General features: G+C 44.2%; 11 protein-coding genes. 8 read left to right on the forward strand and 3 right to left on the reverse strand.

Annotated elements, in window-relative coordinates; translation table 11 throughout:
* Positions 1-185 precede the first annotated feature (185 nt).
* Positions 186-2,267, reverse strand: a complete 2,082-nt coding sequence (locus tag Q0X35_RS01160; RefSeq protein WP_297564574.1) for an FAD-dependent oxidoreductase — start codon at positions 2,265-2,267, stop codon at positions 186-188.
* 281 nt (positions 2,268-2,548) lie between these two features.
* Between Q0X35_RS01160 and rfbA the strand changes: the two genes are divergently transcribed.
* From rfbA to rfbC, 8 genes are all read left to right on the forward strand, one after another.
* Positions 2,549-3,424, forward strand: coding sequence for a glucose-1-phosphate thymidylyltransferase RfbA (gene rfbA / locus Q0X35_RS01165; protein ID WP_297564576.1), 876 nt, complete (start codon positions 2,549-2,551; stop codon positions 3,422-3,424).
* 329 nt (positions 3,425-3,753) lie between these two features.
* On the forward strand, positions 3,754-4,977 hold the full coding sequence (locus Q0X35_RS01170) for a transglutaminase domain-containing protein (RefSeq protein ID WP_297564578.1): 1,224 nt from the start codon (positions 3,754-3,756) through the stop codon (positions 4,975-4,977).
* Positions 4,978-5,247: 270 nt separating this feature from the next.
* Complete coding sequence (locus tag Q0X35_RS01175) at positions 5,248-6,540, forward strand: MBOAT family protein (RefSeq protein WP_297564579.1); 1,293 nt, start codon at positions 5,248-5,250, stop codon at positions 6,538-6,540.
* A gap of 100 nt (positions 6,541-6,640) precedes the next feature.
* Positions 6,641-8,050, forward strand: a complete 1,410-nt coding sequence (locus Q0X35_RS01180) for an alginate O-acetyltransferase AlgX-related protein (RefSeq protein ID WP_297564580.1) — start codon at positions 6,641-6,643, stop codon at positions 8,048-8,050.
* A gap of 43 nt (positions 8,051-8,093) precedes the next feature.
* Positions 8,094-8,906, forward strand: coding sequence for a hypothetical protein (locus Q0X35_RS01185; protein ID WP_297564582.1), 813 nt, complete (start codon positions 8,094-8,096; stop codon positions 8,904-8,906).
* A gap of 161 nt (positions 8,907-9,067) precedes the next feature.
* Positions 9,068-10,369 (forward strand): nucleotide sugar dehydrogenase, encoded by a 1,302-nt coding sequence (locus tag Q0X35_RS01190; RefSeq protein ID WP_297564583.1) that lies wholly within the window; start codon positions 9,068-9,070, stop codon positions 10,367-10,369.
* Positions 10,370-10,389: 20 nt separating this feature from the next.
* Positions 10,390-11,265, forward strand: coding sequence for a glycosyltransferase family 2 protein (locus tag Q0X35_RS01195; RefSeq protein ID WP_297564584.1), 876 nt, complete (start codon positions 10,390-10,392; stop codon positions 11,263-11,265).
* 51 nt (positions 11,266-11,316) lie between these two features.
* The gene (gene rfbC, locus Q0X35_RS01200; RefSeq protein WP_297564585.1) at positions 11,317-11,937 is read left to right on the forward strand and encodes a dTDP-4-dehydrorhamnose 3,5-epimerase family protein; all 621 of its coding nucleotides are present in this window, start codon (positions 11,317-11,319) and stop codon (positions 11,935-11,937) included.
* A 135-nt stretch (positions 11,938-12,072) separates the two neighbouring features.
* On the opposite strand, the gene rfbB is transcribed toward rfbC, so the two are convergent.
* Positions 12,073-13,065, reverse strand: coding sequence for a dTDP-glucose 4,6-dehydratase (gene rfbB / locus Q0X35_RS01205; protein WP_297564586.1), 993 nt, complete (start codon positions 13,063-13,065; stop codon positions 12,073-12,075).
* 172 nt (positions 13,066-13,237) lie between these two features.
* Positions 13,238-13,621 carry a GtrA family protein gene (locus Q0X35_RS01210; protein ID WP_297564588.1) on the reverse strand — a complete coding sequence of 128 codons (384 nt, stop codon included), beginning with the start codon at positions 13,619-13,621 and terminating at the stop codon, positions 13,238-13,240.
* Positions 13,622-13,889 lie beyond the last annotated feature (268 nt).

Below are 13,889 nucleotides of genomic sequence, written 5' to 3' on the forward strand. Positions count from 1 at the left end.
TAAATTACACGCATGTAATCCTCTAAAGTCAAGGCGAAATGGGAAAATGATACCCACATTTTTTCTAGAAACTCATTAAACACGCGGACACAGCGGATATTGTGTGTAAAAAGTGAGAAACTTGGCAGACGAGAAAATTCGTCTCCCCTATCTGCTGTATTTACATATTAATTTCCATCGCGTTTTTATATCTTCATAGCTGCCGCATAAGCATCCCATACCACGGTGCGCACATTGCCTACTTGCCGGCAATCCCCTATTTGATACACCTGCTTACCTGCCGGAGCTAAGGGAGCACTGCGGTAGCCCACTGAGCTCACCACCTTATCGCAGGGAATTTCCAGCTTTTCTCCATTCGCGCCGCGGCAAATCACTCTATCTGCTTCTACTTTCTGCAAAGTAGTATCCAGATATACTGGCACTTTCTGCAGCGCGAACCATTCGCGCAGATAAGAACTATTAGCTAAGCACACCCCGCGCTGCGCAATTAAATCTGATTTCATCTCTATGATTACGGGTTGAGCCCCTTTTAAAGCCAATTCATAGGCAATTTCGCAGCCGGTGAGCCCGCCCCCGATTACCGCTACTCGTTGATCTTTAGTCTCTGCATAATCACTGCGCAAGAAATCGCAGGCTTCTATCGTATTTTCCCAACCGGGTACCCGCGAAAGAGCAATGGGGCTGGAACCGGTGGCAATAATTACCGGCATATCTGCCGCTAAGAATTTATCAATACTATCTACCGGCGAATTGAGATGCACCTCAATATTCAGTACCTCCATCTGCCGGCGATACCAAGTAAGCAATTCACGCAGTTTTCCTTTATAAGATTCCGCACTGCCCGAGATAAATACTCCGCCTAATTCACTGCTCTTCTCGTAAATTATCGGCTTGTGCCCGCGTAGATGCAGCACCCGCGCTGCTTCCATACCGCCAATTCCCCCGCCGATAATTGCCACTCGCTTTGGCGAAAGCGTTTTTTCAATATAGTACTTACGCGATTGCATAGTTTCGGCATCTACCGCGCAGCGAGATAGGTGCAAAGAATCGTAGAGGTCTTGATCGTTCGGCACTCCTTTATAATGCGCCATATTGAAACAAGCACTATGGCAAAGAATGCAGGGGCGAATATCGGCTTCTTTACCAGCAATCATTTTCGTGACCCAAGCGCGGTCTGCTAAAAACGGCCGGGCAAATCCGGCCCCATCTAATTTTCCAGCCGCAATTGAGCTGGCAGCGGCACGCGGAGTAGTACGCCCGGCTGCCACCACCGGAATATCCACAAACTGCTTTATATGCTCCACATCTGCTAAATTGCAGTTTTCTGGCATATAAATCGGCGGATGTGCCCAGTACCAGGCATCATAGGTACCGTTATCGCAGTTGAGCATATCGTATCCCGCTTCTTGGAGATACTTTGCCGCCCGCTCCGATTCGGCCATATCCCTTCCCACTTCCGTGTATTCTTCCCCTGGCAAAGCCCCTTGCCGCATACCTTTTGTCTTAGATAGCACGGAATAACGTAAAGAAACCGGAAAATCTGCTCCACAGCGCGCTTTTATCGCCTGCACAATTTCGACTGCAAAACGGTAGCGATTTTCAAAACTGCCTCCGTATTCATCTGTGCGCTGATTAGTGTAGGAGAGGGCAAACTGGTCTAGTAAATATCCCTCATGTACCGCATGGATCTCTACTCCGTCTACTCCCGCCTGCTGCAGCTTATAAGCAGAAAGTGCAAAAGCCTCGACAATTTCTTTAATCTCGGCCACCGTCATCTCTCGGGAGGGCACTTTATCTGACCAACGGTTCGGCAAAGGCGAGGGAGCCGCCGTAATTCTTTCTAAATCCATCACCGGCTTAGCCAGAAAACGCAGCACCCTATTGGTATAGAGTTTTTCCATCGTTTCACTTATGGTAAAAGCTCTCCCGAATCCCGCCGTCAGCTGCACAAATAATTTTGCGCCAGTGGCGTGAAACTCCGGCAACCACGCCGCTAAATCGCGATACATTTTATCATTTTTATATAGCCACTGCCCGAACATCGGATTATAAATAGGCTGGCAGCCAGGCAAAATAAGCCCCACATCGTGGCGCGCAACATCTAAAATAAATTTAGCTGCTTCTTTATCGAAATGGTTGCGCTCCATCCACCCCAGCAGATTGGTGCCACCCATAGAAGTCATCACAATGCGATTTTTTATCTCGCATTTCCCCACTTTCCACGGCGTAAAAAGTGGGGCTAAGTTTTCCGCAAGTTGCGTGTACATGAAATTTCCCCTTTTCTAAATCGATATCGCCCCAGATAGCTAGGCTATATTCAAGATACAGCGCCTTATTTAAGACGCGGCGCCCTATTCAAGATACAGCGCCCTATATTCAAGACGCAGTATCGAGCAGTGCTGAGAAAACACCGGGCAACTCTGCCGGCAAAATCCCCTTCAATTTAATTAGTACTCATTGTACTGGGAAACTTGCGCAGGGGGTGCAATTTAACCAAGAAAATATAATTCCATTTCCCTTACCGTAAAAATTGAGCCAAAATAGGGTTATGCGCGGAATAATTTTGGCAGGCGGTTCTGGAACTCGTCTACACCCAGTTACTATTGGTATTTCAAAACAATTAGTGCCGGTATACGACAAACCGATGGTTTACTATCCACTCAGCACTCTTATGCTGGCTGGTATTCAAGATATTCTCGTAATAACCACTCCTCACGATTCTGAACAATTTCAAAGATTACTTGGAGACGGTTCTCAATTTGGAATAAATCTTTCCTACACTATCCAGCAAGAGCCAAATGGCCTTGCGCAAGCCTTTGTGCTAGGAGCAGAGCATATCGGCAACGAAGCAGCAGCTTTAGTGTTAGGCGATAATATATTCTATGGCCCTAACATGGGCACACAATTACTACGGCACACTAATCCGGATGGCGGAGCAGTATTTGCATACTATGTGCATGATCCGGAACGCTACGGAGTAGTAGAATTTGATGAAAATTTCCAGGCTATTTCTATTGAAGAAAAACCTGCCCAGCCAAAATCCAATTTTGCTGTACCTGGACTCTATTTTTACGATAACGACGTCGTAGAAATTGCGCAAAATCTTCGCCCTTCTGCGCGCGGCGAATATGAAATAACTGATGTAAATAAAGTGTATTTGGCAGCTGGAAAACTGAAGGTAGAAGTGCTTCCACGCGGTACTGCCTGGCTGGATACCGGCACTTTTGATTCTTTAGCTGATGCGACCGCTTTTGTGCGCACGGTAGAAGCCCGGCAAGGGCTAAAAATTGGCTGCCCAGAAGAAATTGCTTGGCGCATGGGATTCTTGACCAGCGCCGAATTAGCAGAAAGAGCTGAGCCCTTACAAAAATCTGGATATGGAGCCTATCTACTAGATATTCTCCAGCGCGAACAGGGCAATTAACTGGCAAAAAAGGAAAAATTAGTTAAACTTTTCAAAAAGTTATTTCTACTTTCCTTTACTCCTACTTTCCTTCTAACCCAAATTAGCTGAAGAAAGCTGCGCATTAATTCCTATTTTTTGGCTTTCTACCGCTGATTAAGACACGCCCATCTAAGTAGAACTTCTCACTATTCACCCGAAAATCCACTCTGCAATTGTAGACTACTTGTGTTTTGTAAAGAGTATTAATTTTAATCCAATTAATCCAAAGACCAGTTAGTAGGAATTAAAAGATGAGAATACGCTCACTAATGAAAGCCACTGCTTCAGCGTCAATATTGCTTTTCACTATGACAGCAACGGGGACTTTAAGCTACGCAGCATCTACTGAACATGCTAATGACCCAATGACGGAAACAGCCCCTACACTGGAAACGTCTACTCCGGAAACTGCTCCTCAGCAAGCAACCTCCACTCCGGAAACTGCTCCTCAGCAAGCAGAAAGTCAAGACTTAGAAGTTTCTTCTACCCCTAATCCAGAGGCCCAACAAACAGGAAACCCGGCTTTACGTAGCAATAATCCGGTATTGGCTAAGATTAATAGCATTAACTTTACTTGGATAGTTCGAGCCGAAGATATTGCAGTTGGTGCCGCTGTAAATGCCAATACTTCTAATCTTGAATATCGCTGGCTACAGTACGATGTTTCCAATAGGAAATGGTCAGCTATTAGTGAATGGACTACCGGTAATTGGGCATCCTGGCGATCAACTCCTGGAGTATACTGGCTGCATTTAGAAGTGCGAGATCCCAATAATCACGAAATCGTAGGGACAAAAACAATTCCATTCCAATATGCGGCAGGCACTACTCGCATTACCGGAACTTATGCAGGTTGGCAAGGCTCCAGCGTATTACTTGGGCAATCTTCTAATAATCCGAATGCTAAATTTGTAATTAAAATTTACGACGTCAATCGGCGCACTTGGGTGCAACAATTCGAAGGGCAGTGGGCTTCTTGGTATCCGGAAGAAGGAACCTACTGGACACACTACGAAGTTTATACTTCTGATTGGCGCTTAGCCGATACTCATACCTACACTTTCGGGGTAAGTAAGGTGGTATCTGGAAATAGAGAACTTGATGCGATTTTGCAAGATTTACGCTATCGCTACCCCACCCTGGAAAGCGCTTATACATATTTAGTAAGGAATTTCCGCTACATCGGCACCCACGGGCGATGGTTTCCCCAAGGATATTTCCAATATCAGTATGCACTAGATTTCTTCCGGAACGGAGGCGGCAATTGCTATGCTTTTGCATCAGCATTTATGTGGATGGCGCGTTCACTCGGATATGAGACTGCAAATGTGCGATTTGGTTATGCTGATAAGACTCTCAGTGCCCCTCACGGTTGGGTAGAGATACCTATGTATGGTACTACTTACATATTTGACCCAGATTTAGATATGGCAGATTTGGCACGTAGCGGCGGAAAGGCTTTCTACTTCAAGACCTACAATACTGCTCCTGTGTACTACCATGACACTAATGGGCGCCCGTTGTGGGGATAGGGTTATTACCCAAAATTTGGGGTGGCCACGAAAAATAGTGAATCTTTTTAGATTAGTAGCTAACTTTAAAGCTCACTGCCACCCCTAATTTTCGGCCATTACCGCGAATAAAACATTATGGTTTTCAGTTCTTTAGTTTTTATAAGTATTTTCTTGCCCCTGGTATTTCTGTTGCATACTGTAATTCCTTTTCTATGGGTAAGAAATATATTACTTATAGCTGCATCTCTAATATTTTATTCATATGGTGAGCCTATTTACATACTGCTCATGTTGGCTTCGTGTATCTTTAATTGGCTTATCGCACTACTTATCAGCAAAACCAAAAATGATACGCACCGCCGCTGGTGGCTACTTATCGGAATAATAGCGAATTTGGGCCTACTCGCTATATTCAAATATTCCGGAATGATATTTCACACCGTCAATGCAGTAGGCAATTTCAATATGAATTTGCCGCTGATTGAGCTCCCTATAGGGATATCTTTCTACACCTTCCAAGCCATGAGCTACACAATAGATGTATATAGAAAAATTGTGAATGCAGCGGATAATCCGTTGACAGTAATGCTCTATATTTCATTCTTTCCCCAACTTATTGCGGGCCCAATCATAAAGTATCGGGATATTGAATTACAGATTCAGCAACGAACGGTGCAAACAACAGCAGTAGCTCTCGGGCTACGCCGTTTTATAGTTGGTCTAACCAAGAAAGTAGTGATTGCTGATACTTTAGCTCTCATAGTAGATCAAATTTTTTCTGCATCTACGGCTGACGTAACTATCGGAGCAGCTTGGCTGGCCGGTATCGCCTATGCGCTACAAATTTATTTTGATTTTTCCGGATATTCCGATATGGCAATCGGTATGGCCAAAATGTTTGGTTTCTCCTTTAAAGAGAACTTTGCATACCCTTACGCTGCCGATACGATAAAAGATTTTTGGCGGCGTTGGCATATTTCTCTTTCCACTTGGTTTAAGGAATATCTCTATATTCCACTAGGCGGTAATCGCCGCGGAAAGATCCGCACTATTTTCAATAAATACACCGTCTTTTTCCTCTGTGGTTTATGGCATGGAGCGAACTGGACTTTTGCCGTATGGGGACTCTGCCACGGAACCTTTCTCATGCTCGAAGAGTTTATCCCAATAAAACGCTTCCCTCGCCCTATTCGGCACTTATACACACTTTTAGTAGTAATTTTTACCTTTGTGCTTTTCCGATCCGAATCATTTACCCAAGCCACCACCATGCTAAAGAAAATGATTGGTATCGGTGGAGGAGTTGAATCTGGAAACTGGTTAATGATGAGTTTCTTCGATCCAATGACTATTTTCGTACTGATAATTGCAATATTTACGATGCTACCTACTGCTAATTGGCTGGGTAAGCTACCTTATATACGGAAAACTCTGGGAATAATTCCCGCTTCTTCCTCCTATTCTCCGGCTACAGTAGAGCCAAGAATTTGGTCATTTGTAGGTGCCTTCATACTTTTAACAATTGATATCCTGCTATTAGCAGCAGGAGGCTATCATCCTTTTATTTACTTCAGGTTTTAACGGCAGGTAGCAAATGACAATGCAGAAAAAATCCCGCAAAATACGCGATTTCATATTTATTATAATTTGCCTCTTAGCTATGCTTATTCCTAGTCTTACTATGATTTTTTCCTCTTCGCGTTGGCAAGATGCATCGGCAAACGAGGCGGTAGCCGCTCCCACTCTCACCAAAGACGGAAAAATTAATAAAAATTTTTTACCCGAAACAGGTAAATATTTCGAACATCATTTTCCACTGCGCGGAAAGATGATTTCTGCACTTGCGCATTTAGAAAACACTATCTTTTCCACCTCTCCTACTGATCAAGTAGTTATCGGAAAAGAAGGATTCTTATACTACTCCGGCACTATTAACGATTATCTAGGGCGAAAGCAATTAAGTGATTCGGGAATCGAAAACGCCGCTTATAACTTAAAATTACTCGAAGAAAATTTATCTGCACAAGGTGTGCAATTATTAGTAGCAATTGTACCGAATAAAAATACTCTTTATCCGCAGTATATGCCCAGTCGCTATTTGGCAGGTGCGCGAGAAAATTCAAATCTCACTCGGCTGCAAAATGCTTTAAAAAATAAAGAAATAAAGTACGTAGATTTTACCCAACTCTTCAGTGACAGCAAAAATGTACGTTATTTAAAAACCGATACTCATTGGGATAATCAAGGAGCATATCTAGGCGCCGAGCGCATACTCAATACGTGGAAAATACCTAATATTGCAGCTAAGCCAAAATGGCAACTAGGCTCTGGATTCACCGGTGATTTGCAGACCATGCTCTATCCCACTTCTAAAGCTAAAGAGCCAAATTGGGAAGCTACCGGTCTTAATAGCGCCGAACCAGCCTCGAATAAACTATGGCATTATATTGGCGCCGACGCGCGCCCGGATGCTCCCGTCGATGTCACTGCTAACTTATTTCAAACCGTCGGAGCTGGGCAAAAAAATCTGTATGTATTTCGCGATTCTTTCGGGAATGCACTAGTTCCTATGCTCTCTCCAAGTTTCCACATAGTGAATTATTCTAAATTGGTCCCCTATGATATTTCGGGTGCTCTTCGCACTCAGCCAGACTTTATACTGATTGAACGCGCTGAACGCCATATCGCATTTTTTGCCACCACTCCTCCGGAGCTGTCAATTCCGGAGCCGCCATTGACTAATTATGAATTACGGCCAGCACCTGCCCCGTTATCTAATACTATTTCTGTGCAAAAAAGTGAAAATTTTGCTGTACTAGATGGATTAATTCCTCCTGATTACCAAAATTCGGATACCGAGGTGCACGCTCGCATAATAAATTATGGTGCCAATCCGCAGGAAAGTACGGCCACTTATTACAAAGGTTTTAAAATCACCACTAAAGAAGGCTCAGACTACGGATACCGCTTCTATATCGATAATAATCTTATTAGAATGGCTGATAAGGTGGAATTTTATGTGACCAGTAAAAGTTTAGGTAAGTTTGCTTACCTTATTGAAACAATGCCTAAAAACTTATCTACAAATTAAAGCCAAAATAATTAATAACTCGTAATTTTAGGAAGGATTGCGGATGTACAGGGAATCGCCAAAAATGCGTACGGGATTTATAAAAATTCTCGCTTTGATTGTGTGCGGATTTTATTTATTAAGTATGGCGGGCTGCAGCTCCGAAACAGATAAAAAAGAAACTGCGCAAAAAGCAGAAGTAAAGAAATCAGATATTGTAATCGGATCATCAGATAACACCGCAAAACCCCTGCAAATTACTAATAAAACCGGATACGACATCAAAAGCGTAGATTACGACGTAGCCGGAGATGGAAATTTTGTAAATTTACCATTTAGTGGCGATTCCGTATTTAAAGCAGATAAAACTGCCGATCTTTGGCTACCTATTATTGATGGCACTAAAGAAGATAACTCCTCTACTGATTCAGCAGGAACACCAGTAAATTTGAAGGAACAACGCGATCTTCGTATAACTTTTTCCGACGATAGCCAGCATGTACTTTACCGAATTGCCAAAGCAGATTATGAAAAAACAACGGAAATCTCTCTAGAGTACTCAATAGAAGACAAAGTAATCTATATCAGTGCTAAAGATAGCACTGGCAGTACTTTTACAACTTTAGAAAATCAAAAAGCAGTGGCGGCGCAAAAAGAAAGTGAAAGAACAGCTGCCGAAGCTGCGGCGGCAGAAGAAGCTGCCCGGCAGCACGAAGCGGAACTGGCTGCACAACGCGCAGCTGAAATAGCTAGACAGCGAGCTTCTGAGCAAAGCTACACTCCTCCACGTAGCAGCAATCCGCAACCGAATAATCAAGGCACGGTACAGAAATCAGAAGATTCGTGTATTCAACCCGGGGAAGTAAACTGGAGATAGGTACAAATTTTTCCAAATCCTTGTATACATTTTCTTTAATAACCGCTAGTTAGCTCAGATATTACAAAATACACAGGTGAATACATCCGCTTCTTCCTACTGAGCGACTACAATTAGGGATTACGTATACTTTAGATATTCGAACTAGGAGAGAGCGAAAAATGCATATTGCAGTTGTCGCCATGGGAAAAATTGGTCTGCCGTTGGCTACTCAGTTTGCAGACGCCGGGCACGAAGTAATCGGTGTAGATGTAAATGCCGAAACGGTAGCAAAAATTAATCAAGGGCTAGAGCCATTTCCCGGAGAAGCACATCTGCAGGAAAAACTCGCTAAATTAGTGCCGGCTGGTCGGTTGCGGGCTACTACTGATTATGCAGAAGCTATCCCCGGAGCAGATGTAGTGGTACTAGTAGTTCCGCTATTCGTAAATGATGAGACTTGGGATCCTGATTTTGGATGGATGGATGCCGCTACTAAATCTTTAGCTGCTCATCTCACTCCCAATACGCTAATTTCTTATGAAACTACTTTGCCAGTAGGCACTACGCGCAACCGTTGGAAGCCTATGATTGAGGAAATTTCCGGCCTGCGGGAAGGAAAAGACTTCCACTTAGTGTTCTCTCCGGAGCGAGTGCTTACGGGGCGGGTATTTCAAGATTTACGCCGTTATCCGAAACTAGTGGGCGGGCTTTCTCCTGCTGGCACCGCAAAAGCAATTAAATTCTATGAATCTGTGCTCACTTTTGATAAGCGCGAGGATTTGCCACAACCAAATGGCGTCTGGGATATGGGTAATGCGGAAGCGGCCGAGATGGCAAAGCTGGCGGAGACTACTTATCGGGATGTGAATATTGGGCTCGCTAATCAATTTGCGGTATATGCCGATAAAGCGGGTATTGATGTGCAGCGCGTAATTAATGCCTGCAATTCTCAGCCTTATTCACATATTCATTTCCCTGGCATTGCGGTAGGAGGGCATTGTATACCGGTGTATCCGCGGCTCTATCTCTCTACTGATCCAGATGCTTCTATTGTGCGTACAGCTCGTAAATTCAATGCGGGTATGCCGGCTTATGTGGTAGAGCGGGTCGCCGAGGTGATGGGAGATTTACGCGATCAAAAAGTAGCTGTATTAGGCGCCTCTTATCGCGGTGGCGTAAAAGAGACTGCTTTTTCGGGAGTATTCGCTACCGTGAGCGAATTAGAAAAGCGCGGCGCAAAAGTAGCGGTGCACGATCCAATGTTTAGCGATAGTGAATTGGCTAAATTCGGTTGGAAAGCTTATCACCTAGGCACAGAAGTAGATGCAGTAATAGTGCAGGCAGATCATAAAAAATATCGCACAATTTCTGCGCAAGATTTCCCCGGTATTAAGGTGCTTTTTGATGGCCGGCGCATAACTGATCCCGCGCTGTGGGCAGGTACTCCGCGGCTGGTAATCGGCAGCAGTATTCAGAAATAGAAAATTTCGATGGGCGAAAAATGCGCATAGTAACGGTAGCATTTAATCCGGGAACGGAATTATTAAAACTAATAGCTAGTATAGAATCTCTACAATTCGATCTGCCATCAAATACTTTCGATACTGAATCCCCTAGAAACGATTGGGAATTAGTAATTGTTAATAATGGTGGGACTACCCCCGCACTGGAAGAAGCAGCTTTACAGAAAAATGTGCGGATAGTAGAAGCAGGAGAAAATCTGGGCTACGGGCGGGCAGTCAATTTAGGAGCTGCAGATTATAGCGGGAAGTGGCTTCTCGTGGTGAATCCGGATGTGCAGTTACAGCCCGATACTGTACAAAAATTATTGGCAGCAGCGGCAGAAAATCCCCAAGCGGGAGTATATGGGCCACGTATTTACACCCCCGGCGGTGATATCTATCCTTCTGCCCGGAATTTTCCGCGGCTACTTTCTGGAATAGGCCATGGAGTGCTCGCTCCTATCTGGCCGGGCAATCCTTTTACCAAAAAATATCAAAATCTCCTCACTACTGCGGAAAATACTCCGGTAGATTGGCTTTCCGGAGCGTGCCTACTCATCCGGATGGCCGCCTTCCGCGAATGCGGTGGATTTGATAATCGCTATTTCATGTTTTTTGAAGATACCCAGTTGGGCGAAGATATGAAAGCGCACGGCTGGCAATCTCTCTATGTACCATCGGCAGTTGTGTGCCACGAGCAGGGTAAATCTTGGAAAGAGCGCCCGTTGCCCATGATTGCGGCACATCATGAATCGGCTTATCTGTATTTAAAAGGTGTTTATAATAAACCTAGGCAAGCACCGCTCCGCTGGTTATTGCGATGTGGCCTCCAGATACGGAAAAAAATACTCACGCGCTTCCACAGTGCTGGATAATAGAAGCATAGATAAAAGTAGAAAGGCGCGCCGCGCCGGAGAGAAGAAAAAATGAAGATTCGCCCTTTGAAAATAGCTGGAGCATTCGAGATTACTCCGCAGCAGCATCCGGACCCCCGCGGAGTATTCTTAGAAGCCTATAAAGCAGGTGCTCTAGCAGAAGCGGTGGGGCATCCCCTAGACCTGCAGCAGGTGAATACTTCCGTCTCCGCAGCGGGTGTGCTGCGGGGTATTCATTTTGCTGATGTGCCACCGAGCCAAGCCAAATATGTAATGTGTGCGCGCGGAGCTGTACTAGATATTGCCGTAGATATTCGCGTAGGTTCCCCCACTTTCGGGCAGTGGGATTCGGTGCTGCTTGACGATATCACCCGGCGCGCTATCTATTTAGCAGAGGGGCTCGGGCACGCTTTTATGGCGCTCGAAGATAATTCCACGGTAGTTTATCTTTGCTCTGCAGGTTATAACCCGGGGCGTGAGCATGGAATTACTCCGCTCGATGAGACGGTAGGAATTGAATGGCCTACCACTACTCCCGCGGGTAATCCTTTGACTCCACTGCGGAGTGAAAAAGATACCGCCGCTCCGACTCTAATCGAAGCGAAAGAGCAAGGTTTACTTCCAACGTGGGAAGAGTGCCAGGCGTTCTATAAAGAATTAAATAATAAATAGATTCAATGCCGGCAAAGTAGTGCGATTCGGCAATAAAAAAGTAGCACAATCCGGCAATAAAAATAAGTAATAAATTAAAGCCGGCAGGGAAGTACCTGCCGGCTTTAAGATTTAAACTTTAAACTTTTTTAAGTGTTACTGACCCTGCGCCCGGTAACCAGCTTCTATTTCTGCTTTTTCGCTGCGCCACCAATCTTCGTTTTCCCGATACCATTTGATGGTATCGCGCAAACCTTCCCGGAAATCGGTGTAGTGCGGATGCCAGCCGAGTTCTTTCACTAGCTTAGTGTTGTCGATAGCGTAGCGCTGATCATGGCCGGGGCGATCATTTACATGCTCAAAATCATTTTTATCTAGCCCAAATTCTTCGAGAATCATCTGCGTCACCTGCAGATTTGTGAGTTCACCGTCTGCACCAATGAGATAGGTATCGCCAATTTTGCCGTGATTAATAATCTCCCAGACGGCCGTATTGTGATCGAGCACGTGAATCCAATCGCGAATCTGCTCGCCCGTACCGTAGACGCGCGGTTTAATTCCGTCAAAAAGATTCGTAATAGTGCGCGGAATAAATTTCTCTATATGCTGGTACGGGCCATAGTTATTAGAGCAGTTGGAGATAGTGGCCGGAATGCCGAAAGAGCGTACCCAAGCGCGCACTAAATGATCAGAAGCAGCTTTCGATGCTGAATAAGGAGAAGATGGAATATAGGCATCACCAGGCTGGAATTTACGATCTTCCCCAATTTCTAAATCACCGTAAACTTCGTCAGTAGAAATATGGTGATAGCGGGTGCCGTGCCGGCGTACCGCTTCCAGAAGCTGATAAGTGCCGATAATATTGCTGGAAATAAAGGGCCACGGATCGCGCAAAGAATTATCATTATGGGATTCAGCAGCGAAATGTACCACTACATCGGCTGCGGCTACTAAGGGGTCTACCGTATCCGCATCTGCCACATCCCCTTGCACCAGATTTACACGCTCTAAACCGGCAAGCGATTGGGCATTTCCTGCATAAGTGAGCTTATCTAATACCGTCACTTCCGCATCCGGCATGTTTTCTACTGTGGTATGCACAAAATTAGCGCCGATAAATCCAGCGCCACCGGTCACTAATACTTTCATTGCTGCTCCTTTAAAGCAAGTATCTCTTCTAAGCAGATATCAAATCTAATTAAATACCTAGTTCAATTATATAGTACGGATAGCGGGGAGATGCGTGAGGCACTTAGTATAAAGATTTAGATTTTGTTTTAGCATCATCTTTAGCAAGTAATTAAATTCTATGGAATTTAAATTATTCTGCAGAAACACTATTATTTTTAAAAACCCAACTACGCATCAAGAAGAAATTCCATAGCGTAGTCATTCCGGTGCTAATAATTTTTCCTAATAGGTACAAGCTGAATAAAGAATCGAATAGCTGCACCACTACAACGGTAAAAATCATATTTATCACTAATAGAAAAATATAACGTTTAATTGAACTACCAGTTGAAATAGTGCTTTTAAATGTCAAACGTTGTTGCGTTAAAAATGCATAGCAAGTCGAAACTGCAAAAGCGATAAAAGCCGCAAATCCGGCTGGAAAGCCTAAAATTGATTTACAAAACCACAGCAAGCCAAAATCAATTATGAATGCGGTGCCCCCAAAAAAAAGATAATAAAAAACTACTTTCAAAATTATACTTTCTCGATCTGAGTACTACTCTTCTCTTGTTTGTAAGCTAGTAAAAACAAGAAGAAAAGGATTGCCAACCCGCTCAAACTAGAAATGATAGCAATTCCGTGCCGTAGAGTAATTTCAGAGAAGTAAATATTATTACCCAATCCTGCTATATACCTATACGCTACGCGTGCAAACATATAACTTTGCATAATAAAGAAACAACTACCTAAAAACTGTCTCTTATACACATCTCCGAGCCCACGAGACCGTTATTCTAATC

This window comes from uncultured Arcanobacterium sp., assembly GCF_947253055.1.
Lineage (GTDB): Bacteria > Actinomycetota > Actinomycetes > Actinomycetales > Actinomycetaceae > Arcanobacterium_A.